Source organism: Micromonospora sp. NPDC049004 (genome assembly GCF_040649315.1).
In the GTDB taxonomy this organism is placed as follows: domain Bacteria; phylum Actinomycetota; class Actinomycetes; order Mycobacteriales; family Micromonosporaceae; genus Micromonospora.
Window position 1 is genome coordinate 335,268 of sequence record NZ_JBEZFG010000003.1, and the last position, 22,718, is coordinate 357,985.

The 22,718-nt window shown below is 72.3% G+C and carries 18 protein-coding genes; 5 read left to right on the top strand and 13 right to left on the bottom strand.

The features are described 5' to 3' along the window. Nucleotides 1–67: 67 nt before the first annotated feature. From AB0B97_RS10940 to AB0B97_RS10955, 4 genes are all read right to left on the bottom strand, one after another. Nucleotides 68–613, bottom strand: coding sequence for a PepSY domain-containing protein (locus AB0B97_RS10940; protein ID WP_357492613.1), 546 nt, complete (start codon nt 611–613; stop codon nt 68–70). Nucleotides 614–707: 94 nt separating this feature from the next. Further along, nucleotides 708–1,262: a DUF5872 domain-containing protein gene (locus tag AB0B97_RS10945; RefSeq protein WP_234582732.1), complete on the bottom strand. Its 555-nt coding sequence runs from the start codon at nt 1,260–1,262 to the stop codon at nt 708–710. Between the two features lie 28 nt (nt 1,263–1,290). After that, nucleotides 1,291–2,580, bottom strand: a complete 1,290-nt coding sequence (locus tag AB0B97_RS10950; RefSeq protein WP_357492615.1) for a HAMP domain-containing sensor histidine kinase — start codon at nt 2,578–2,580, stop codon at nt 1,291–1,293. Further along, nucleotides 2,577–3,260: a response regulator transcription factor gene (locus AB0B97_RS10955; protein WP_357492617.1), complete on the bottom strand. Its 684-nt coding sequence runs from the start codon at nt 3,258–3,260 to the stop codon at nt 2,577–2,579. Before AB0B97_RS10955 ends, AB0B97_RS10950 begins: the two co-directional genes overlap by 4 nt. 103 nt (nt 3,261–3,363) lie before the next feature. Here AB0B97_RS10955 and AB0B97_RS10960 point away from each other — a divergent pair, with 103 nt between their 5' ends. Then, the gene (locus tag AB0B97_RS10960; RefSeq protein ID WP_357492619.1) at nt 3,364–3,846 is read left to right on the top strand and encodes a septum formation initiator; all 483 of its coding nucleotides are present in this window, start codon (nt 3,364–3,366) and stop codon (nt 3,844–3,846) included. A 137-nt stretch (nt 3,847–3,983) separates the two neighbouring features. Here AB0B97_RS10960 and AB0B97_RS10965 read toward each other — a convergent pair whose 3' ends face one another. From AB0B97_RS10965 to AB0B97_RS10980, 4 genes are all read right to left on the bottom strand, one after another. Further along, on the bottom strand, nt 3,984–7,919 hold the full coding sequence (locus tag AB0B97_RS10965; protein ID WP_357492621.1) for a ThuA domain-containing protein: 3,936 nt from the start codon (nt 7,917–7,919) through the stop codon (nt 3,984–3,986). A gap of 157 nt (nt 7,920–8,076) precedes the next feature. Continuing rightward, the gene (locus AB0B97_RS10970; protein ID WP_357492623.1) at nt 8,077–8,664 is read right to left on the bottom strand and encodes a hypothetical protein; all 588 of its coding nucleotides are present in this window, start codon (nt 8,662–8,664) and stop codon (nt 8,077–8,079) included. Nucleotides 8,665–8,768: 104 nt separating this feature from the next. Next, nucleotides 8,769–8,891, bottom strand: coding sequence for a hypothetical protein (locus AB0B97_RS10975; protein ID WP_357492625.1), 123 nt, complete (start codon nt 8,889–8,891; stop codon nt 8,769–8,771). Nucleotides 8,892–8,915: 24 nt separating this feature from the next. Next, on the bottom strand, nt 8,916–9,614 hold the full coding sequence (locus AB0B97_RS10980) for an SDR family NAD(P)-dependent oxidoreductase (RefSeq protein ID WP_357492627.1): 699 nt from the start codon (nt 9,612–9,614) through the stop codon (nt 8,916–8,918). Between the two features lie 105 nt (nt 9,615–9,719). Between AB0B97_RS10980 and AB0B97_RS10985 the strand changes: the two genes are divergently transcribed. The 4 genes from AB0B97_RS10985 to fxsT all read left to right on the top strand — a co-directional run bounded on the left by AB0B97_RS10985 (nt 9,720) and on the right by fxsT (nt 16,889). Continuing rightward, entirely contained in the window at nt 9,720–10,610 is an 891-nt protein-coding gene (locus tag AB0B97_RS10985; protein ID WP_357493420.1) for a helix-turn-helix transcriptional regulator, read from the top strand. 389 nt (nt 10,611–10,999) lie between these two features. Further along, on the top strand, nt 11,000–11,365 hold the full coding sequence (locus AB0B97_RS10990; RefSeq protein ID WP_357492629.1) for a hypothetical protein: 366 nt from the start codon (nt 11,000–11,002) through the stop codon (nt 11,363–11,365). A gap of 48 nt (nt 11,366–11,413) precedes the next feature. Beyond that, nucleotides 11,414–12,910, top strand: a complete 1,497-nt coding sequence (locus AB0B97_RS10995) for a hypothetical protein (protein WP_357492631.1) — start codon at nt 11,414–11,416, stop codon at nt 12,908–12,910. Between the two features lie 88 nt (nt 12,911–12,998). After that, nucleotides 12,999–16,889 (top strand): FxSxx-COOH system tetratricopeptide repeat protein, encoded by a 3,891-nt coding sequence (gene fxsT / locus AB0B97_RS11000; protein WP_357492633.1) that lies wholly within the window; start codon nt 12,999–13,001, stop codon nt 16,887–16,889. A 23-nt stretch (nt 16,890–16,912) separates the two neighbouring features. Here fxsT and AB0B97_RS11005 read toward each other — a convergent pair whose 3' ends face one another. The 5 genes from AB0B97_RS11005 to AB0B97_RS11025 all read right to left on the bottom strand — a co-directional run bounded on the left by AB0B97_RS11005 (nt 16,913) and on the right by AB0B97_RS11025 (nt 22,682). Further along, nucleotides 16,913–18,787 (bottom strand): HEXXH motif domain-containing protein, encoded by a 1,875-nt coding sequence (locus AB0B97_RS11005; protein WP_357492635.1) that lies wholly within the window; start codon nt 18,785–18,787, stop codon nt 16,913–16,915. A 352-nt stretch (nt 18,788–19,139) separates the two neighbouring features. Next, nucleotides 19,140–20,261 (bottom strand): hypothetical protein, encoded by a 1,122-nt coding sequence (locus tag AB0B97_RS11010; RefSeq protein WP_357492637.1) that lies wholly within the window; start codon nt 20,259–20,261, stop codon nt 19,140–19,142. 233 nt (nt 20,262–20,494) lie between these two features. Beyond that, complete coding sequence (locus AB0B97_RS11015; protein ID WP_357492639.1) at nt 20,495–20,992, bottom strand: DUF3237 domain-containing protein; 498 nt, start codon at nt 20,990–20,992, stop codon at nt 20,495–20,497. Further along, on the bottom strand, nt 20,989–21,456 hold the full coding sequence (locus AB0B97_RS11020; RefSeq protein ID WP_357492641.1) for a MarR family transcriptional regulator: 468 nt from the start codon (nt 21,454–21,456) through the stop codon (nt 20,989–20,991). Before AB0B97_RS11020 ends, AB0B97_RS11015 begins: the two co-directional genes overlap by 4 nt. Beyond that, nucleotides 21,453–22,682, bottom strand: a complete 1,230-nt coding sequence (locus tag AB0B97_RS11025; RefSeq protein WP_357493422.1) for a flavin-dependent oxidoreductase — start codon at nt 22,680–22,682, stop codon at nt 21,453–21,455. Before AB0B97_RS11025 ends, AB0B97_RS11020 begins: the two co-directional genes overlap by 4 nt. Nucleotides 22,683–22,718 lie beyond the last annotated feature (36 nt).

Below are 22,718 nucleotides of genomic sequence, written 5' to 3' on the forward strand. Positions count from 1 at the left end.
ACCGGCCCGGTACGCGGCGACGCCCCGACCGCTGTGACTGATGCGGTCGGGGCGTCGCCAGTCCTGGTCAGTCGTCGTCGCCGGAGTCGTCGTCATCGTCGTCGGACTGGTCTCCCTTGTCGTCCGACCGGTCGCCCTTGTCGTCGTCGTCGACCGGCTCCTGCTCGGCCTTGATCACCGAGCCGTTGTCCCGGTCGACGTCCACCTCGTGCTCGGTGCCGCCGGCGACGATCTCGACGCTCCACACCGGGCGACCGTTCTCCTGCTCGGCCTCGACCTCGACGATCTGGCCGCCACCGGCCCTGGCGAGCGCGATCTCACCGGCGCGCTGCGCGTCGACCGCGCTGCCCGTCGGCGCGGTGCCGGCGGACGGCGTGCCGCTCGACGGCGTACCCGACGGGGTTGCGGCCGACGGCGTGCCGCTGGCTCCCGGCGCGACAGCGGTGGCGCTGTCGTCCGGCGCGTCCGTGCCCGTCGGCGCGATGGTCGCCGCGGCGAGCGCCGTGTCGCCGCCCCGCGTGTCGTTCGCGGCGGCGACGCCCAGCGCGATCCCGGCCACGGCCAGCACCGCCGAACCGCCGACCGTCGCCAGAAGCAGATTGGTGCGCTTCATCGTGGTGTCCACCTCTCCTCGGTTGTCGACTCCGAGGATCGGTCGGATCGCGATAGCACCGCGCTGTCCGGACCCTAAGGCCGGGTTAAGTCCCTCAGCCGCGTCGGTGGAGTTCCGCTTCGAGCCGCTGGACGAGCGTCTTGCGGTCCTTGCCGGCGTGCTCGTTGCGCAGGGCCGTTCTGAGCTGCCGCGTGTCGAGTCCACGGACCAGCTTGCTGGCCTCGGCGACCGACATCTCCGACATCCGGCCGGCGGTGGTGGCGTCCCGACGTGCCTTCTTCGCCGGCCCGGTGTTGGCGACGTACTGCCTGCCGGTGCGGGAGGCCTCCCGCTTCTTGGTGTCGGTCGCGCGCTTCTGGCTCTCCGACATCTCGTCCCAGGCCTTCTTGGGCAGGTAGCGGCTCGTCGTGCCGTCCTTGCGCGCACGGGTGTCGCCCTCTTTGGTCTGCCACTTCTCGTTGCCCCAGCGCTGGAGCGCTTTCTGCCGCTCGTCCTTTTCGCCCAGGAAACCGCCGCCGCGCTTCTTGTACTCCTGGGTGACCAGCTGTGACTTGCGCGCCGACCACTGTCCCGGCCGGCCGCCCTTGTCGGACGCCTTGATCTCTTCCTTGATCTGCTCTCTGAGCTCGGGTTTCGTATACCGCGCCATGGGTGGCAGCTACCCGGCACCGCAGCGGCTATGCCTCTCGACGCGACGTCGGCGGGCCGAGCCGGAGCAGCACCTGCGCCCCGCCCTGCGGACCGGACCGCAGCTCCAGCCGACCGCCGCCGGCCTGCGCGGCGCGGCGGGCGATGTCCAGGCCGAGCCCGGTCGACCCGGCCGCGCTGGCACCCCGCCGGACCGCGCCCGACGGCATGCCCGGTCCCTCGTCGGCGACGGTGAGCAGCACCTCGCCGTCGTCGCGCGCGAGCCGGACGGTGAAGGGTGTGCCGTCGGGGGTGTGCGCGAAGACGTTGCCGAGCAGGGCGTCCACGGCGGCCGTCAGATCGTCGGCGGGCACCCCGACGGTGAGGGGGCCGGGGGTCAGGTCGAGGTGCACGGCCCGACCGGTGTCCTCGGCCAGCACCGACCAGAACGCCACCCGGTCCGCGACGATCGCCGCGGCATCCGACGCGGCCGTCCCCGTCGTCGGCACGCGACGCCAGCGGGCCTGCTGGATCAGACCGGTGACCGCCCGTTCGAGCCCGTCGGCGGCGGCGGCGATCCGGGCCGCGTCGTCCGGGTCACGCAGCGACTCCGCCTCCAGCCGCAGCGCCGTCAGCGGCGTCCGCAGTCGGTGCGACAGGTCGGCGACCTGCTCGCGCTCCTGCACCAGGAGAACCTGGATCCGGGCCGCCAGGTGGTTGAGAGCACCGGCCACCTCACGCAGCTCCGCCGGGCCGGCGGGCGTGACCCGGGCGTCCAGCTCGGCGTTCGCCAGCCGGTGCGACACGGCGGAGAGGTCGCTGATCGGCCGCACCAGCCTGCGCGCCAGCCGATCAGCGACCGCCAACCCGATCAGCACCAGCACCACACCCAGCAGCGCCAGCACCAGCCAGGCCCGGGTCACCCCGGCGGTCAACTCCTGCCGCGGCACCACGATGCGGATCACGCCGGTGCCGTCCGCCCGGCCCTGCACGGCGATGACCACCTCCCGGCCGGCCGCCGACTCCCCGGTGAGGCTCTGGCCGCGCGCCGCCAGCGCCACCGCGGGCGTACGGGGTGCCTGGGCGCCGAGCACCGTGCCGTCGGGCAGGAAGACGCTCACCTGTCGACCGGACTCCGCGGCGAGCTGCTCGACGGTGAGCCGGATGGTCGACGCGTCGGCGGTGCCGACCACCGGCACGAGGCTCTGCGCGTCGGCGGTGGCCCGCACGGTGGCCCGGTCCTGGGCGACGGTGCGGACCAGCAGCGCCAGCGGCACCAGGAAGGCGACGAGCGTGAGCACGCTGACCGCCGCGACCAGCAGCGCGAGCCGCGCCCTCACGGCGCCTCCAGTCGCACTCCGACGCCGCGCACGGTGTGCAGGTAGCGGGGCTGTTGGGCGCTCTCCCCCAGCTTGCGGCGCAGCCAGGACAGGTGCACGTCGACAGTCTTGTCGGCGCCGCCGTACGGGATCTGCCAGACCTGGGTGAGCAGCTCGCGTTTGGTGACCACCTGGCCGGGCCGGCCGGCCAGGTGGTGCAGCAGGTCGAACTCGCGCGGCGTCAGCTCCACCGGCGTGCCGTCCAGGGTGACCTGCCGGGACCGGGGGTCGATACGCAGCCCGCCCACGACGAGGGACGGGTCCTGCGGGTCGGCGCTGGTGGGGCCTCGTCGCAGCACCGCTCGGGCGCGGGCGTCGAGCTGCGCGGCGGTGAACGGCTTGACCACGTAGTCGTCGGCGCCCGCGTCGAGGACCCGGACGATCTCGGTCTCGTCGTCGCGGGCGGTGGCGACGATGACCGGCACCGAGCTGACCGCGCGCAGCATCCGCAGCAGCTCGCGTCCGTCCAGGTCGGGCAGGCCCAGGTCGAGCACGACCAGGTCGGGTCGGTCCTCCAGCGCGTCGCGCAGCCCGGCCATCGCGGTCGAGGCCGCGGCCACCGCATGGCCGCGTTCCCGCAGTGCCCGAATCAGCGGCGTACGGATCGTCAGGTCGTCCTCGATGAGCAGCAGGCGGGCCACAGCAGGCAGGCTAGCCGCTGCCGGTGCCGGCGGGACGCACGTTAACCGTGCCTTAGCCTCCGGATGTGCTGCCGACAACCACCGATCGGGGATAGTCGGTGGCATGAGCCGTCGTTCTGTCCTCGTCGCCGCCGGATGGGTCGCCACGGTCGCCGTGGCAACAGTGATCGGGCTGGGCGCGATCCGGCTGGTCGGCGAGAGCATCACCGGCACCCCGGGCGGGATACGCAGCGAGGCGGAGATCGAACGGGCGCTCGCCTCGCCGGAGCCGGTGCCCACCGGCAGCACGGGCACCGGCCCGGCCGCACCCGGCACCGCGTCACCCGGCCCCGGCACCGCGAGCGCCGCGTCACCGAACCCCGGGGTCCGCCGCAGTTTCGCCACCGGCGGCGGCACGGCCGTGGCCGAGTGCGGCCCCGCCGGCGTACGCCTCGTCTCCTGGGCGCCCGCACAGGGCTATCGGGTGCACGAGGTGGACCGGGGCCCGGACGACGACGTCGAGGTCACGTTCGAGGGTGCGGCCGGCAGGCACGAGTTGAAGGTCCGGTGCATCGGCGCCGAGCCGGTGGCCGTCGCCGACGACTAGCGGGCCCCGCGCCGTGCACCGGGCTGCTTGTCGAACCCCCGGTGGGCGTTCGACAAGCAGCCCGACCCGAAGTCCAGCAGCTGAGCGACGGGCGTGGCCGGCAGGGGATGCCGTGCCGGCCACGTCGTCGCTGTGGTTCAGCTGCTGTACGCCTCCACCTCCCAGAGCGAGTGGCCGTAGCCGGTCCCCCGGGCCGTGCCGTAGATGCGCAGGTAACGGCCGTTGGCGCCGAGGCCGCTGTGCTCGTCCACGCCACCGTCGGCGCCGGTAACCGTCTTCACCGTGGTCCAGGTGGTGCCGTCGTTCGAGGTCTGGATCTGGTACGCGCTGCTGTACGCCGCCTCCCAGCTCAGCTTGACCCGACCGATGGCGGTCGGGCTGCCGAGGTCGACGCGGATCCACTGCGGGTCGGAGAACGTGCTCGACCAGCGGGTGGTGAGACTGCCGTCGACCGCCTGCGCGCCGGTCACGTCGGCCCCCTCGGTGCTGGACGTCGTCGTCGGCTTGTTCAGCAGCAGGTTGCCGCCGGTCGGGCCGCCGGCGCTCCCGTACACCTCGAACTCGTAGAGCGAGTAGCCCCACGCCGTGCCGCGGGTGGTGCCGAGGAGCCGGACGTACCTGCCGGAGCCGGTGAGCCCGGTCAGGTCGTCCACCCCGCCGTCGCCGCCGGTCACCGTCCGGACCGTGGTGAAGTTGACCCCGTCCGTCGAGGTCTGGATCTGGTACCCGCTGCCGTACGCCGCCTCCCAGGTCAGCTTGACCCGGCTGAGGGCGTACGTGGCACCCAGGTCGACGTCGATCCACTGTGGATCGCCGAAGGCGCTGCCCCAGCGGGTGCCGGCCACGCCGTCGAACGCGTTCGCCGCGACGAAGGCGCCCTCGTAGCTGGATGCCCGCGCCGGCTTTCCCTTGGCCAGGTTGGTGCCGGGGTCCGGGTCGGGGTCCGGGTCCGGCCCGGGACCGCCGGGGCTGGTGGAGAGGGTGAACTCGTCGATGTCGAACCACGGCCCGGCACCCTTGAAGACCAGGTACAGGGTGCGGGTGCCGGTCGGCGCGGTGACCCCGCCGGTGACCGTGGCGAAATTGGCGTACCCGCCGGTGGGTGTGACAGTGGCCGAGCCCACCAGCGGCCCGGTGGGCGAGTCGACGCGCAGTTCCAGCGTCCCGCCGCCGCCGGCCGGGGCGCCGACCCGTGCGCTGAACGACTGGATGCCGGTCAGGTTGTAGGGGCGGAACGAGATCCAGTCGTTGTTGTCGACGTAGCCGACCGCCGCGCCGCCGTGCCCGGCCGCCCCGGCGACGATCTGGACACCCGAGGAGTCGCCGAAGTGCTCGGCCTGGCGCACCCGCGGTTGCAGCACGGCCTGGGTGTGCGTGGTCAGCGCCGGTTGGCCGCCGCCGCCCAGATCCGTGTACTCGGCGTCGATGATGCCGAAGATGTTCGCCGCCGTGTCGTGCTCGCCGTCGGCCGAGGTCTGGATGACCCCGGTGCAGCCCTGCACGCTGCCGAGCTGGTGGCCGTGCGAGTCGTGACCGAGGACGTAGTTCACCTTGACCCGGGCGCAGTTGATCGCGCCGTCCTGTGCGTCGGTGACGGTGACGCTGAACGGCACCGCGTCGCCGAAGGTGAAGGTCTGCCCGTTCAACGGGGTGTTGACGGTGACGACCGGGGCGCTGTTGCCGACGGTGACGACCACGCTCGCGGTGGCGGTCTTGCCGGTGGTGTCCCGGACCGTCAGGGTCGGGCTGCGGGTCCCGTTGGTGGTGTACGTGAAGCTCGGGTTCGGCGCGGTCGAGTCGGTGGTGCCGTTGTTGTCGAAGTCCCAGGCGTAGGTGAACGGGTCGCCGTCCGGGTCGAGGGTGCCGGCCGAGGAGAAGGCGACGGTCAGCGGCGCGGTGCCGCTGGTCGGGGTGGCGGTGACCTTCGCGACGGGCGCCCTGCCCTCGCGGGCGTACTCGATGCGGTAGAGCGCCGAGTTGGCGTCGCCGTTGAACCAGCCGGTGCCGTAGTCGAGCACGTAGAGCGCGCCGTCCGGGCCGAATTCCATGTCCATGACCTGCGTGCCGGTCCACGGGAACGGGTTGATCTTCAGTGGCTGGCCGGTCGCGTCGAGCTTGACGTTCTTGATCCAGCGGCGGCCGAACTCACCGGCGAAGAAGGTGCCGTCGTAGTACTGCGGGAACGCCACGGCGGAGGTGTTGTTCGGGTCGTACCGGTAGACCGGTCCGGCCATCGGTGACAGCCCACCGCCGGTGAACTCCGGCGGGGAGCCCGAACCGCCGTACGGCAGCCAGGCCGGGACGGCCGGCGGCAGCTGGGTGATGCCCGTGTTGTTGGGCGAGTTGTTGACCGGCCCACCCGCACAGTCGAACTTCGGACCGGACGGCCCGGACGGGAACGTGTAGTCGTTGTAGGCGTCGTTGCGGGCGGTGCAGTACGGCCAGCCGTAGAAACCGGGCCTGTCGATCCGGGCGAACTCCACGTTGCCCGCCGGCCCCCGGTTCGGGTCGGCGGTGCCCGCGTCGGGGCCGTAGTCACCGAGGTAGACGACGCCGGTGGCCTTGTCCACGCTCATCCGGAACGGGTTGCGGAACCCCATCGCGTAGATCTCCGGGCGGGTCCGCGCGGTGCCGGGCGCGAACATGTTGCCGGCCGGGACGGTGTACCCGCCGGCCGCGCCCGGCTTGATGCGCAGCACCTTGCCGCGCAGGTCGTTGCTGTTCGCCGCCGTGCGCTGGGCGTCGAAGGCCGGGTTACGACCGGCCCGCTCGTCGATGGGGGTGAACCCGGCCGAGTCGAACGGGTTGGTGTCGTCGCCGGTGGACAGGTACAGGTTGCCGGCCGCGTCGAAGTCCATGTCGCCGCCGACGTGGCAGCACATGCCCCGGCTGGTGGGCACGTTGAGGATCAGCGTCTCGCTGGCCAGGTTGATGGTGTTGTCCGCGTTCACGGTGAAGCGGGACAACCGGTTGACGCCGTCCCAGACGGCGAAGTCGGCAGGCGTGCCGGTGGCCGGGGCGCCACCGCCGGGTGTGCTCAATGGGGGCGCGTAGTAGGCGTACACCCAGCGGTTGCTGGCGAAGTTCGGGTCGGCCTTGATGCCCTGCAGGCCCTCCTCGTCGCCGGTGTAGACGGCCAACGTGGCGGCGATCTTGGTGTTGCCGGCCGCGTCGGTGTGCCGGATCACGCCGTCGCGCGAGGTGTGCAGCACGCCCCGGTCGGGCAGGACGGTGAGGCTCATCGGCTCGCCGGTCTCGGCAGCCCCCTTGGCCAGCTCCACCTGCTGGAAGTTGGTGGTGACGGTGGGGCCGCAGTCGGCGTCGACCGCCCCGGCCGCGGTCTGGATGCCGCCGAGCAGGTGCTGACGGAAGGCCGTGTCGGTGTACGAGGCGTCGGTGTGACCGAGGCCGGTGTACCAGGCCCGCCCGCCGGAGTAGTTCTGGCACCAGGAGATCGGGTGGTCGTACCCCATGCTGCCGCCGGTGTAGGTGCTCTCGTCCAGGGTGGCCAGCACGTGCACGTTGCCCCGGGGGTTGGCGCGGTAGTTGTACAGCTCGTCGAACCGGCTCCACCGCTGCGGCAGCGCCCGGGTGGACGGGTGCGCCTGGTCGGCGACCGTGACGGTGGCGGTCTGCTCGGCCGGGTGCGAGGCGAAGTACGCGCCGACGAGCCCGCCGTACCAGGGCCAGTCGTATTCGGTGTCGGAGGCGGAGTGCACGCCCACGTACCCGCCGCCGCCGGTGATGTAGCGCTCGAACGCCGCCTGCTGTGCGGCGTTGAGCACGTCGCCGGTGGTGGACAGCCAGATCACCGCCGCGAACCGGTCCAGGTTGGCGTCGGTGAACTGGGCGGCGTCCTCGGTGGCCTCGACGGTGAACCCGTTGGCGGCGCCGAGCTGCTGGATCGCGGTGATGCCGGGGGTGATGGATCCGTGTCGGAATCCGGCGGTCTTGCTGAAGACCAGCACGGTGAACGGCGCGGCGCTGGCCGCGGGTGGGGTGGCGACGACGCCGCCCACCACGAGGATCGCGCTCAGCGCAGCGCCGAACCACGCTCTCAGGGATCTGCGCACGGGTAGGTCCTTTCGCGGATGCGGGACGACGTGCGCCGATCACGCCGGGTGGTGGTGTCCATGCATCGTTGCGGCTCGATACCCGGCGCGTCAAGGGTTCTCGCACCATCCGTGAGAGCGTTATCTCCGCAGCTCACAGCGACTCTCAGCGGAAAGATCAGATTACGGTTTCCACGCCGGCTCGCGACCCTCGCAGCGCCGGCAGCGCCGGCGCGAGCGCCACCAGCATGCACAGCCCGCCCAGGGGCAGCAGGTCGAGCGTGACGGCCGGCAGGACGATGCCCACGAGCAGCACGGCGACGCTCCACCACGGCAGCCGCCCGCGGGCGGCGAGCAGGCCCGCCAGGACGACCAGACCGAGGAAGAACAGCTGCGGTACGACGTCGTAGAAGACCACCTCGACACCGGGGACGTCCTTGAAGTCCGCCCCGAGCGCCGACATCTCCGCCCGGTCGGCGGCCAGCAGCCCTTCGACGATGTCCGCCCCGAACTGCACCATCGTGGCGGCGAGCCCGACCAGCGTGACAGCCACCACCGTCGTGCGCCACGGGCTGCGGCGCAGCAGGCCGGCCAGGGCCAGGACCACCGGCACGAAGCACACCATGCCCGCAAGGCCGATCAGGTGCGCCGCCTGCCAGTCGAACCCCGGGCCGTACGTCCCGTCGGACTTTCCCCACAGGCGTACGAGCCCGTAACCCACGATGCAGGCCGGCCCGGCGATGACGAAGAATGCGGCGCGTCTCATGGCAGCCATCGTCAGGTGGAGGGCACACGGCTGACCTCCGGGCGCAGCCCCGGTGCGGCCCCGGTTTCCACCTCAGGTCTTCCACCGAGCAACCCTGAGCCCCGTCACGCCGGTGACGGCGGCTCATCGACATCGCGCAGGTGGCTGACCAGCGTGTCGGCCCCGCCGACGAGGCCGAGCACCACGGCGGCCAGGACCAGTACCGCCAGGCCGGGCGGGCGGGCCACAGCAGGCAGGCTAACCGTTCGTCATCAGGACCATGCGATCTCACCGTGACGGTCGACGAAGCGGCCCGAGCGATGGCCGGGCCCCTCCGTGGCGAGGATGACGATGGCGTCCGTGCCCTCGGTGACGGTCTGTGGCCCGCTGTGGCCGTTGAGGTCCGTGGCGGTGTAACCGGGGTCGGCGGCGTTGATGCGCACGTCTGTCAGCGCCTTGGCGTACTGGGTGGTCAGCATGGTCAGCGCCGCCTTCGACGAGGTGTAGACCGGGGCGATGACGCCCGACTCGGCCCGCGACGGGTCGTGCGTGGCCAACAGGGAGCCCATCGCGCTGCTCACGTTGATGATCACGGGGTCGGTCGAGCGGCGCAGCAGCGGCAGGAAGGCGGTGGTCGTCCGCACCACGCCGACGAGGTTGACGTTGAGGACGTCGAGCAGGACGTCGCCGGTCAGGTGGCTCGGGTCGCCGAACGGCCCGTGGACGCCGGCGTTGTTGACCAGTACGTCGATGTGGCCCTCGTGCCTCTCGACATCGGCGGCGGCAGCGGCGACGGATTCGTCGTCGGTGACGTCGATCTGCACGAACCGCGCGCCGAGGGTGTCGGCCGTCGCGGCGCCGGCCTCGGGGTCACGCGCCCCGACGAGAACGGTGTGACCCAGGCCGATGAGGCGGCGGGCTGTCTCGCGGCCGAGGCCCTTGTTGGCTCCGGTGATGAAGGTGATCGTCATGCGGTCCATCGTTTGCCGTGGCGCATCGCCGTGCCAGAGACGTCACAACGGTAGGACAAGCGATACCACCCTCATGGCCAGGGTGTGCGTGACAATCGAGACGTGATGACGCAGGCCGCGGGGCTGGGGGCGACGATCCGCGCCTGGCGTGACCGCCTGTCGCCGGCCACCACGGGTCTGCCCGCCGGCCGTGGGCGCCGGGCCGCCGGACTGCGACGGGAGGAACTGGCCGAGCTGGCCGGCGTCTCGGTCGACTACATCGTGCGACTGGAGCAGGGCCGGGCGACCACACCCTCGGCGCAGGTCACCGCCGCGCTCGCCCGCGCCCTCCAGCTGACCACCGCCGAGCGCGACCACCTGTTCCGGTTGGCTCACCTCGCTCCCCCGGCGGCGGACCAGATCTCCGACCACATCCCGCCGGGTGTGCAGCGGGTGGTCGGTCGCCTCGGTGACGCCGCCGTCGCCGTCTTCGCCGCCGACTGGCAGGTGATCTGGTGGAACCGGAGCTGGGCCGCGCTGCTGGGGGATCCGTCGGCGTCCCCGCCGGGCCTGCGCAACTTCGCCCGCGACACCTTCCCGGTGACCTCCGACGGGCCGGCCATGTCGCGCTGGCCGGTGATCTCACTGGACGCCGACGCCACGAGCGCCGCAGTCGTCTCCGACCTCCGGCGTGCCACCGGCCGGTTTCCACACGACAGACGTCTCGCGAAGCTCATCCGCGACCTCACCGAGGGCAACGATCGGTTCGCCGAGTTGTGGGCCGCCGGGACGGTCGCCGCACACCGCGAGGACCGCAAGATCGTCAAGCACCCGTCGGTCGGTGCCGTCACTGTCGACTGCGACGTTCTGACCGACGGCGACGCCGAGCTGAAGATCGTGATCCTCACCGCGGCGCCCGGCACCAGGGACGAGGCCAGCATGCGCCTCGCCGCGGTGGCCGGGGTGGCCAGCCCGTCCGAGCCCGTTGGTGAGGCCGCCCGGCACGACCTGCGTTAACCCCGGCCCAGCGGCCCGCCACGGCGCCGCCGGGCGCGAGGGCGGACGGTCGAGTCGCCACGCGGACCGGGATCGGCTCGACCGCCAACCTTCGGCACACCTTCCGGCGCGAGCTGGGGGTATCGCCCCAGGCGTACCGCGCCCGCTTCCGTGCCCGCCACGCTTCGACCGGGACCGCGTGAGCGCCTGTGGAGGCCGGCCCGGCCGGAGGCCACAGAGTGGACGACGCCGCAGGTCAAGGCCGGGAAGCATCGAGATCTGTCAAGTTGGCGACACTTCGTCGATCACACGGTTCCGGCCTCGACTAATACCATAGGCCCATGTCACCAAAGGTCTCGATTGTCGTCACGGACCGCCACCGTGATCTGGGCCCGAGAGCCGGTGCCGACGTGACCTTTCTGCCGCTCGGCGAGGACGACGGCGTCCCGGTCTACCCCAACTCGACCCCGACGCTGATGCGGGAGCTGGCGGCCGCGGGTCTGGTGGCCGAGACCTGGCATCCCGCCGCGGAATGCGAGTTCGTCGCGTCGCGTGGTCCGGTAACCGACACTCTGCTCCAGATCGTCGCCGGGGTGGGCTCCTCCGCGGGGTGGTATGCCCTGCTGTCGCTGCTGCGCCGGCGCACCGGGCAGGTCACCGTCCGCGCCGTCGTGGACGACGGCGTCCAGCGGCGGCGCGTGGAGGTGACCGGCGAGGCCGCCGACGTCGTCGAGGCGCTGGGGATGCTCGACCCGTTCCGGTCGGAGCCCTCCTGATGGCGCTGGCCGGGATGGCCCGCCGAGTCCCCGCCAGTGAGCGGTGACATGAGGCCCGCCCGGGAGGCCTCGCGGCGCTACTCACCGGCCGTCGTGGACGAACGCCGCCGGCTCGTCGGGCAGATCGCGACAGTCATGGAGACGTCCTCGATCATCCGTGACCCGGGCAGCCGGCAGTTGCTGCTCCAGGAACTGAACCACGCGTTGGCCGGCGCGCTGGGCTACCGGGAGCTGAGCCTGCTGCGACCCCAGATCGTCGAGCTCGTGACGGTGTGCGTGGATCGCCCGGGCTGGCTGCGCCGCCTCGTCGACTGCATGGAGCTACTCGAACCAGGCAGTGAGCACACCATCACGCTGCTGCGCCTGGCCGACGAGTGGCACACGGTCGAGCTGTTCATCGACCACGACGTCCCCTGGCTGCGCGACGCGCTGTCGGCCGTCGACGTGACCGGGGAGCTGCGGCGGTTCGTCGCCGAGACCCGCGCGACCCCTCCCCCGCCCTGGTGCCGGACGGCGTGGGATCTCCTCACCCACCTCGCGTCGGCGAACTCGCACGCCTCGGTGCCGCCGTGGCTGGCGCTGCTGGACAGGGTGACACCTGCCGTACCGGAGGCGGTTCAGGAGCGGATGCGCGACCTGGTCACGCAATTGGCCCGGGACTGGGGGGCCACCGAACAGATCGAGGCGTCCCAGCCGGAGCTTCCCGCGCCCGTCGGCACCGCCTATCTGGTCATCCAGTTCGAGAAGTACGGCGGCGACGACGACAGCTACATCATGTCGCACTGGTATCAGTGGTCGTCCCCGGTGTGGCAGCCGATTCGCGGCGAGGACCGGCGCGTCTGGTACGGGGAGCTCGAGGCGGCCGTCGACCAGGTCATTAACGAGACCGAACGCCGGTGGGCGGATCAGAGCGGTGCGGTGACCATTGAGTTCGTGCTGCCCTGGCAGCTGATCAACGAGCCGGTCGACACCTGGCGCAAGGAACTCCAGTCACCGCTGCCCAGCCCGCTGACGACGGAATATCCGCTGGTGATCAGGAGCCTGGACCGCATCCGCGCCGGCCACTGGCACCGGGTCTGGCGCAACCGGTGGCAGGCCCTATCCGGAAGTGACGGCGACCGGCAGCTGATCCACTGCGCGTCGCGGCACCAGGTCGACGTCCAGCTCCAGGCGGCCCTCAACAGCAAGAGCAGCGTCGCGGTGCTGGTGCTCAGCGAAACCCCGACCGCGAACAGCGACGGTGAGCGGCAACTGCTCGTCGGGTTGCGGTCCGGAGTTCCGGCAATCGTCTGGCACCGGAACGCACCATCCACAAAGGACCTGTGCGAGACTGTCGCGTCGATGATCGGCGATCACGTGTCCGGCCGAGGGGTGGTCGAGCTTCCGCGTCATGCCGCGCGCCTGCGGCAGCTCGCGTGGAGTGAGGACCCCGACGTGCTCGGCCCGCACATGGGACACGGCTTGGTGATTTTGTTCGACGACCCGGACCGGCAGCCAGGGGGCACGGCCGCCACCGACGACGGCAGGCGAAAGGTTTTGGCATGAGCGGCACCGACCACCGGACGTGGTGTGCCGCCGACGGGGCCCGCCGCCAGCGATCGGCGCGGCTCACCTCCACCTCGGCGGGTACGCGATGAGCCGGCCGGCCTCGGCGACCGCCACCGCGGGGGGTCGGCAGGCCGAGGCCCTCGGGCTCGTTCCGGCACGCGGCGGGCGCGAGCTCGTCGTGGTCGTCGACCACGATCCGGTGATGGAGTTCTGGGCCGACGAGGTCTCGACGTTCGTCGCGGTGCTGCGGGCCCAGCGCGCCTTCACGTCGGTCGAGGTGATGCGCCTGACGGTCGACGACGGCGCGGTGTGGGTGGCCGGCGAGTCGGGGGCGGGCAAGGCCCCGCCCGCCAGCCTGGTCGACTCCGCCGGCGAGCGGGTCATCTTCCTGGTGACGCACGGCGGGTCGGACGCCTGGCGAACCGGACTGGTCCATCCCGTGCTGGCCGCGTGGGCCGGCAGCGTGCCCGTCGCCGTGGTCAATCTGCTGCCGCAGCAGCGCTGGCGCGAGCGGGGCATGGAAACGACCGAGGTGGCGTGGCGCCTCGACGGCGCGGGATCGGCGACCGCCCGGTCGCCCTGGCGGCTCACCGGCCCGGATCTGCGCGCCCCCGACGATCGGGACGACGCCCAGCCGACGGCCGTGCCGGTCATCGAACGTGGCATGGACTGGTTGCAGCGGTGGAGCCGACTACTGGCCGAACCGTCGGCGGGCGAGCTGCGGACACCCGCGCTGCTCCTGCCGTCCGACGAGCCGACAGCCCGCCGACCGGGCCGGTCACTGACCGCTCACGATCTCGTCGCCCGGTTCCGGGCCACCGTGTCGCCCGCCTCGTTCACGCTGGCGACACGGCTGGCGGCCGCACCGCTCAATGTCCGGATGATCCGCGCCGTGGCGCGCACCACGGTCCGCTCCGGGCCGGAGCAGGTGACCGAGGTGCTGACGAGCGACCTGGTACGCCCGGTTCCGCGCACGGCAGCGGCCAGCGGCGACACCAGCATCAGGTACGAGTTCGTGCACGGTGCACGCGAGCGGCTCCTCACGCTCGGATACCGCGACCGCACGATCGAGGTCCAGCACCTCGTCGAGTACGAACTCGCACACGACGTGGAGGCGGTGCGCAACCTCGCCCTCCGCGTGAAGGACCCGCGGAACGCGTCGTACGACCGCGTCACTCCGGTCGCCGAGCCCTACCTGCGGGTCGAACTGGCTGTTCACCTCTCGTTGGGTGGGCCGAACCTCGTCGCAGCCGCACGGCTGGGTGAGTCGCTCGGCTCTCCCATCCCACGGCAGGTACGTCGAGTACTGCAGCCGCCTTCCGTTATCGCCCACAGGACCATGGAGTCCGGAATGTCTGACAGAGTGAACTCGCCGGACCAGGGGGGCTCGTTCGGTAGCGCGCCCCACCTCACGCTGGACGCCGCGCGGGGCATCGTCCCGAGCAGCCGGCCGAGCAACGACCTGCAGCCCGCGCAATGGCTCGACGGGCAACTGCCGGCCATCGTCGGCAACCTGCCGCTGCGAAACACCAACTTCACCGGGCGGCGGGAGCTGCTCGACGGCCTGCACCAGCGGCTGCGCGCCGGCACCACCGCCGTGTTGCCGGAGGCGCTGCACGGCGCCGGCGGGGTGGGCAAGTCCCAGCTCGCCATCGAGTACGTCTACCTCCATCAGCAGGACTTCGACCTGATCTGGTGGATCCCGGCCGAACGACCGGCCCAGATCCAGTCCGCGCTGGTCGAGTTGGCGGCACGCCTGGAGCTGCCGGTCCCGTCCACCGCCAACACGGCGGTACCTGCGGCCCTGGAGGCACTGCGCATCGGGCGCCCGTACTCCAACTGGTTGCTCGTGTTCGACAACGCCGAGGACCCGGAGAGCGTCGAACAGTTCTTCCCCAAGGGCGGTCCCGGCAGCATCGTCGTCACCTCCCGCAACGGTGCGTGGCGGGAGGTGGCCAACAGCCTCCCGGTCGATGTGTTCGAACGGCAGGAGAGCATCGATCTGCTCCGCCGTCGCGGGCCCGACCTGGCTGTCAACGACGCCGACCGGCTCGCCGCGGCACTGGGTGACCTACCGCTGGCCATCGAGCAGGCGGCGGCCTGGCGCGCGGAGACGCGGATGCCGGCCGACGAATACCTGGAACTCCTCGACGCCAACCGGCCGCTGCTCGACGACGAGAGCACCCAGCAGGACTATCCGGAGCTCGTCGCCGCGGCGTGGAACGTGTCGCTCAACTGGCTGCGCGGCCAGGACCTGCCGGCGCTGCGGCTGCTGCAGATGTGCGCGTTCTTCGCGCCCGAGCCGATCGGCAAGGTGCTCCTGTCGAAGCCGCGCGCGCTGCGCATCCATCCCGATCTCGATCTCCTCGTCCGCAACCCGGTCCGCCTCAACCGGGCGATCCGCACGATCGGCCGGCTCTCGCTGGCGCGCATCGACCACCGGACGAACTCCTTCCAGATGCACCGCCTCGTCCAACGGGTGCTGATCAATCAGATGGACCCGCAGGACCGGGACGCCCTGCGGCACGGCGCCCACATGCTGCTGGCCGGCAACGACCCCGACCAGCCCGACGACGCCGACCACTGGCCGCGGTACGCGCAGCTCTACCCGCACATCGTCGCCTCCGGGGCGGAGCGGTGCGGGAACGAACTCGTCCGGGACATGGTGCGCAACGAGGCCCGGTACCTCTGGCGGTGGGGCGACCATCTCGGCGCCCGGGACCTGGCCCAGCGTGCGTGGTCGGCCTGGCGGGCCGACGGCAACGTGGCCGACCCGGACAGCCTCCGGATGGCGAGCTGGCTCGGCTTCATGCACTTCGTCGTGGGCGATTACGCCGCTGCGGCCAGCCTGAACGCCGAGACCCTCAAGCTCTACCGGCAGACCCTCGGCGAGGACCAGGAGGAGACGTTGGACGCGCTCGGCGCGGTGGCCGCCGACCACCGCGTCGCCGGCGACTTCGCCGGTGCGCTGGACCGCTCACTGGCCGTGTACGAGCAGGCGAAGCGGAATTTCGGTGAGGAGGAGCCGTTCACGCTGCGCGCCGCGCACAACCTCGCCGTCAGCATGCGGTTGTCCGGCCTGTTCGGCCGGGCACTCCAGCTCGACGAGCAGTCCTACCAGCGCCGGGTGCAGATCTACGGCACCGACCACCTGGACAGCCTGAGCACCTTCGGCGGCATCAACCTCGACCGCCGGGAGTTGGGTGACTACGTCGCGGCGCACGCCAACCAGGAGACGGTGGTGGCCACGGCCCGCCGGATGCTGAGGTACGACGACCACCCGGAGGTCCTGCGGCAGAGCCACATGCTGGCGAGCTTCAGGCGCAAGGCTGGCCACCACCACGACGCCCTCGACCTGTCCAGCGACGTGCTCCGCCGGTTCCGTACCCGCTACGGCGACGACCATCCGGACACCGTGCTCGCGACGTTGACCTTCTCCATCGACCAGCGGCTGACCGGTGACCTGCGGGCCGCCCGGGAAGCGGCGGAGGTGGCGGTGGACGGGCTGCGCCGGCTGTACGGCGAGCACCACCCGCACGCGGCGGGCGCGCAGGTCGACCTGGCCGTGACGGTGCGCCTGCTGGGCGAGAGCGAACAGGCCCGCGAGCTCGACGAGGCGGCGCTGGACCGGCTGACCAGGCGGCTCGGCGATGCGCACGCCCTGGTGCTGGTCGCCCGGATCAACCTGGCAAGCGACCACTACGACCTCGGCGACGCCGCCGCGGCGCGGGCCCTCGACGCGGACACCCTCGAACAGTGCCGTCGGGTGCTGGGTACCACGCATCCCACCAGCCTCGTGTGCGCGCTGAACCTCGCCATGGACCTACGCGATCTCGGACGCGACGCGGAGGCCGGCGCGCTGTTCGACACGAGCCTCGAGCAACTCCGGCAGACCCTCGGCGCCCGGCACCCGGCGGTCGCGGCGGTCGGCGCCGGCGTACGGGCCAACTGCGACATCGACCCGCTGCCGCTGTAGCGGCCGGCGTGCGGTCCGGCGGGTCAGGCAGTAGGCCAGCCCGCCGGATCTGCGCTGTCGAGCTCCCGGTCCCCCAGCCCGGCACCGATCCAGCCGGCCAACTCCAGCGGATCCGGGATGACCGCGGCCGGTCCGCGTGACCGCAGCCCGTGGAGCACGGCCAGGACGAGTTCCGGCCGGCCCAGGAGGGCCCGCGTCACCGGATCGCCGGGCTGGTCGACGTGGGCGAGGCCGAGACCCACCCAGCCGTGCACGCTGAATGGGTCCCGCCGCAGTTCGCCGAGGTAGTCGGCACGCGCCCGTTCGACGTCGCCGGCGACGAGGGCCAGGTCGGCCGCTGTGGCGCCGGCCACCGTCGCACCGACATCGTCGGGCTGAGCGGCCAGCCGGTTGAAGGCGTCCGGGTCGAACAGCAGGTACCGGCTCAGCACGGCCCGCGCGTCGAGCAGGCCCACCGGCGGTTCGGCCCGCACCTTCGCGGTGCCGACGGCGTGGACCGCGTCCGCTGCCGGGGTACCGCGCCGCCAGGCTGCCGCGAGCGCGTCGTGGTCGGCGGGGTCGAGGACGATGTTGTGACCCCGCCACAACGCGTGGTGGTCCACGGCGGCGGCGTGCGCCACATCGCCGGCGGCGACCGACACGGGCTCGTCCTGGCATGCCGTCAGCTCCGCGGACAGGGTGTCGACGAACCGCTGACCATGCCCGGTCAGCCGACCGGACCCCGCGAGCGCCCGCAGGATGCTCAGGGTCTGTCGCCGCCACAGCGCGAACTCGAAGTCGGCGGCTGCCCGCTGCCCCGGCGCGGCCCGCTGTCGGTGGACCCGCCAGAACTGGGTGATGCCGGCGAACGCGTACGCACCCTGTAGCAGGCCGGGAAGCGGCCGGGGATCGTCCCGCCAGGGGGCGTAGTAGCGGAGGCGGCCGTCGGCCTCGCAGAGGGTGAGCAGGTGGGTCAGGGCACCGAGCTTCTGATGCTGGGACTCGTGTACCAGGGTCACCGCCAGTTGCAGCGGGTCGTCGGGTCGGGAGAGCAGGATGCCGCCGAACGCCTCGGTGCCGGAGGCCGACAGCGGGCGGAACCGCTCGCGGGACGGCACCGGCGTGAAGGTGCGCACGATGCCGCCGATCGCCTCGGCGGGGCCGGGTTGCTCGTCGACCAGCAACGCCCAGGCGCGGGCGAGGTCCGCGCGCCAGCCGGCGATCTCGGACTGCGACAGCTGGTCCGGCGGCGTGGGGCCGCGCAGGTCGCGGTACAGGTCGCGGTCGAGCAGTTCGACCCGGAGCCCGGTGCCGCCCGCGCGGACCTCGATGACAACGGGTTCGTGCCAGTCCGGGTCGCCGGCTCGGCACCGTACGGTGCGGGCGCCGGTCTCCAGGTCGACCTCTCCCCCACCGTGGGCCCGGACCCGGACGACGTCGGCCTCCGGCGGTACCGACGCGGCGCCCACGGTGGGCAGGACCGCCGTCCCGTGCCGCGCCGGGATGTCCAGTTCGAACGAGAGGCCGGCCCGGACGGCACTCGCCGCCGCGAGTGCGTGCAGGTAGCCGACGTCGGGCCAGGACGGTGCCGGGTCGCCGCTGGTACGCAGCCGGCGCAGGGTGTGTGCGGCCCAGCTGCCGACCTGCGGCCGGGCCAGAATGTCCTCGGTGATCTCTGGTGCGGCGTCGTACGCCCGGACCAGCAGGTCCCAGGCGTCGCTGGCGGGGGCGAGCGGACCGCAGGCGTCGGCCCGGTCGGCGCAGATGTCCAACAGGGCCCGCAGCACGATCAGCCGCCAGCTGCGCTCGGAGCGCCAGAGCGCCGCGATGCTCTGGTCGTCGCCGGCCCCGGTGGCCAGGGCGTGGAAGTGTGCGTGTGGGAGGCGGGTCGGACCTAACGGGAGGGGATCAGACGACATGCTCCTCCGAATCCGGCCCGGCGGACCGTATCCGGCTCGGGAAGGAGCCGCTGTAGCCACTGATGCTGCCCCCCGAGTCAGCGACTCTTTCTGCTACCCGCGAGATCGCCGCAGTCATGCCGGTGGGGTCAAGGGATCGCAGCGTCGCCACGGTCACCGCCGACAAGTCAGGCAGCTCAGACTCGATACCGGCGAGGCGTTCCTCCATGTACGGCAACCCCCAAGTGATGACAGTCGATAGCGACATTATTACGTACCGCTGCATGCGGCGAAAGCGGCGAGCGACGGGCACCAGGGTGGAACCGGGTTCTCGGCATCCGATGTGGACGCCCGGCGAAACCCGCGCCGGACGTCAGGGATTCGGTACCAGCCGCGTGGCGGCGTTCTCGACCCGGGCCATCGCGGCCTCGTCGGTGGCGAAGAAGCGAACCGCCTCGACGAGTTCGGACAGGGCGCCTGGATACCGCAGGCAGGTGCGCACGACACTGATCGCGTCGAGCCGCGCCGCGCTGCTGCGCCGGATGGCCGCGTACACCTGGCCACGCAGCAGGCTCAGAATCTCCTCACGGTCGTTCGGCCGCAGGAACTCCGGTACCTCGAGCAGGGCCTCCACGAACGGACCCAGCAGGGCCGGGGACGGCGACGCCGGAGCCGGTGGCGGTGCGCTCCCGGCCGCGGGCCCGTGCAGGACCAGGCCCTCGTCGCCGAGGGCGTTGCGGTGCCAGAGGTAGGTCGGGGTCTGCGCGGTGAGCCCGTTCGCCCGCAGCGCGACGAACCGCTCCCGCAGCAGGGCCATGAGCCGCTCCGGCTGCGCGAGGCCGCCGGCCTCCCCGCCGTCGAGCAGCCGCAGGACCTCCCGGCTGAACAGCCCGGTGCGCCGCACACCCAGGTTGGCCGCGGCCTGGCCGAGACCGGCGGCGAACAGGACGTCCTGCTGGCGGCCGACAACCGGCGCACCCACGGGAAAGGTCTCGCTGCCGGGCACGTGAGCGCCGTCCGATCGACCGTGCAACTGACACGCGTCGATGATCCACACCTGCCGGTCGCATGCCGGTACGAGGTCCGAGGCGTACGAGGCGAGCATGGCGTCGAGGTCGAGGGAGCCGGCATCGGTGACCGTGGCATCGGCGTAGTAGAGCTGCCGGTGCCGGCCGGTGTCGACCTGGCCGTGCCCGCCCCAGATCACATAGAGGATCGGCGCCCGCCGCGCCGGCAGGTCGCGCAACAGCACCTCGCGTACGGTCGCCCGGTCGGCCGGACGCCGCACGACTCCCGGCGCGAGGGCGTCCGGGCCGGGATCGGGCGAGGACAGCACTGTCACCTGCCCGGGCGGCACGCCCTGGGCCACGAACCAGCGAGCGAACCGGACGGCGTCGTCGACCGGTCCGGCCAGGCTCCACTCGGGGCCCGCCGCGTACCTGTCGATACCGACCACGACCACGTGCACATCGCGCGGATCGCGGTCACGGTCCATCGTTCACCCCTCATCTGCGGTGCGGCCGGTGAGCCGATCCAGGGCGGTCCGGGATCCGATGCCGGTCGGTCCGCACCGCAGGGCACCCCTGCCGGTTCCGCCGGGGACTCCCGCCACAGTAGTAAGCGGTGGACCTGCCGGCCACCCGCGTCGCCGGGCGGCGACCCCGGGGCGGTGCGGCAGCCGAGGGCTTCCCTGGCTGCCGCACGGCTGGTCGCGGGTCCAGGGGCCGGCTACGTGACGCGGTAGGCGGTGTAGCGCACCCGGTCGGCCTCGCGGATCGCGGACGCCACGAAAACGCTCTGCTCCAGGACCGCCAGCGCGGGCACCGAGGTCTCCAGCCGTACGCCCAGGCGGAAGTAGTACTCGGCGGGGTCGACCGGATCGCCGCGGAGCAACGCTTCGAGGATCTCCGGGCGTCCGCTGCGGACCCCGAACGTACGGAGGTAGATGTGGCCGCCGTCGGCGGTGCGCGCCGAGTATCGTGTGTCGATCTCGATGGCGCCGTCGGGGCGGACCACTTGCCAGTCGGCGCCGCCCGGGAGGATCTCCGCCTCGAACAGGCCGGTGATCTGGCCGCCGACGATGGGCACGACGCGGCGGTGGCCCGCGCGGGTCACCCCGTGGTCCTCCAACGCGCCGAGCCGGGCCGCCACCTCGAACGCGGCCTCCAGACCGGGAATCGGCGGGGCGCTCACCGGGCCCCGACCGGCAGCTCGACGCGTACTCATGGGGTGTCCTTGGTTTGCGCGAGGGCGTCGCGGAGGCGTTCCAGCGCGGGCACCGCGGCGGCGAGGGCCGCGCGGTCCGCCGCCGGCAGGGTCGCCGCGGCGCGGGCGACCAGGTCTCCGCTCGCGAGGTCGAAGCGGTCGAACAGGTCGAGGGCCTTCGGGGTGGCGAGGACGTCGACGTGGCGGTGGTTGCCGGGACGGGGGCGGCGCTCGACGAGACCGTTGCCCTCCATCGTGGTCAGCAGGTTGCTGACCGTCGAGCGGCTCAGGCGGAGTCGTTCGGCCAGCTCGCCGGGACCGGACACGGTGCCCCGGGGCAGGGCCCGCACGATCTCGATCTGCGCGTCCGGGATCTCCGGCAGGTGCTCGGCGGCCCGGGCGGCGGCGAGCAGCGTGCGGCGCAGCGGCGAGATCACCGACGCCAGTCGCGCCGCGTCCAGCCCGGTCGGCTCCGGGCCGGTCACGGCAGGACACCGGAGAAGACAGTCGGCGTCAGGGAGGCCCGTTCGTTGAGGTCGGCGGGCAGGAAGCCGGCCGCCTTCTTGTACCCGGTGGCGATCTCGGTCAGCTCCTCCGGCGGGATGACGTCGTGGATGTGCGCGAACCCGTCGGGGGCCCGCTCGCGGGCGAGCACCATCACCTGTTCCGGGCCCTGCCGCCGGTTGCTCAGCACGAGCGCGGTGGTCGCCGGCCGCCGGTCCGCCTCGTAGGCGTCGAGCGCCTGCCGCACCGTCGGCGCGGTGGCGAGGTGGAAGGCGAGGGTACGCGCGTCGAGGATCGCCTGCGACGCCCCGTTGGAACCGTTCGGATACATCGGGTGCGCCGCGTCCCCGAGCAGCGTCGTGTTCCCGTGGGTCCAGGTGTCGATCGGGTCGCGGTCCACCATGGGGTATTCGAGGATCTCGTCGGCGGCGGCGAGCAGTGCCGGGACGTCGAGCCACGGGAAACGCCAGTCTGCGAAGAGGGAGACGACCGGCGCGGGGTCGACCGTCCGGTTCCAGTCCGCGTTGGGCCCGGCGAAACCGGGCCCGCGCCGCTCCGCGACGACGTTGATCAGGCCGGCACCGATCGGGTACGCGACGAACTTCTGTTCCGCGTCCCCCGCCATGATCATGGTTCGCCCGTCCAGGAAGCCGGACGCCCGTGCCGTGCCCCGCCACAGCGTCAGCCCGTTCCAGAGCGGCGGTCCCTCGCCGGGATGGTGTTGCCCGCGCAGCGCGGAGTGGATGCCGTCCGCTCCGACGATCAGGTCGCCCGCGACGCTCACCTCCCCCGCCGCCGTCGCGAAGTGCGCGACGCCGTCGCGGACGCCGACGAGCCGGTGCCCGGTGCGCACCACGTCGGGCCCCAGCCGTTCCCGCACCACGGTGAGCAGTTCCATCTGGAACCGGCCGCGGTGCACGGAAAGCTGCGGCCAGCGATATCCGGCGTCCCGTCCGCGCGGTTCGCTCCAGATCTGCTGACCGTGCCGGTTGTAGTAGGCAAGCGTGCCGGGGGCGGCGCCCAGCCTTTCCACGCGGTCGCCGAGGCCCAATTCGGTCAGCTCCCGGACGGCGTGCGGGAGCAGATTGATCCCGACGCCGAGTGGGCGCAGCACGTCGGCCCGCTCGTAGATGGTGATCTCACGGAAGCCGGCCCGGTGCAGGCTGAGAGCGGTGGTGAGGCCACCGATCCCCGCGCCCACGATCACGATCGCCAAGTCGTCGCTCCCTCCGCCACCGGACCA

Coding starts and splice junctions, on each gene's coding strand:
- AB0B97_RS11010 (WP_357492637.1), bottom strand. CDS start 20,261: ATGGACCGTGACCGCGATCCGCGCGATGTGCACGTGGTCGTGGTCGGT.
- AB0B97_RS10970 (WP_357492623.1), bottom strand. CDS start 8,664: ATGAGACGCGCCGCATTCTTCGTCATCGCCGGGCCGGCCTGCATCGTG.
- AB0B97_RS11015 (WP_357492639.1), bottom strand. CDS start 20,992: ATGAGTACGCGTCGAGCTGCCGGTCGGGGCCCGGTGAGCGCCCCGCCG.
- AB0B97_RS10985 (WP_357493420.1), top strand. CDS start 9,720: ATGACGCAGGCCGCGGGGCTGGGGGCGACGATCCGCGCCTGGCGTGAC.
- fxsT (WP_357492633.1), top strand. CDS start 12,999: ATGAGCCGGCCGGCCTCGGCGACCGCCACCGCGGGGGGTCGGCAGGCC.
- AB0B97_RS11005 (WP_357492635.1), bottom strand. CDS start 18,787: ATGTCGTCTGATCCCCTCCCGTTAGGTCCGACCCGCCTCCCACACGCA.
- AB0B97_RS10960 (WP_357492619.1), top strand. CDS start 3,364: ATGAGCCGTCGTTCTGTCCTCGTCGCCGCCGGATGGGTCGCCACGGTC.
- AB0B97_RS10980 (WP_357492627.1), bottom strand. CDS start 9,614: ATGACGATCACCTTCATCACCGGAGCCAACAAGGGCCTCGGCCGCGAG.
- AB0B97_RS10940 (WP_357492613.1), bottom strand. CDS start 613: ATGAAGCGCACCAATCTGCTTCTGGCGACGGTCGGCGGTTCGGCGGTG.
- AB0B97_RS10945 (WP_234582732.1), bottom strand. CDS start 1,262: ATGGCGCGGTATACGAAACCCGAGCTCAGAGAGCAGATCAAGGAAGAG.
- AB0B97_RS10995 (WP_357492631.1), top strand. CDS start 11,414: ATGAGGCCCGCCCGGGAGGCCTCGCGGCGCTACTCACCGGCCGTCGTG.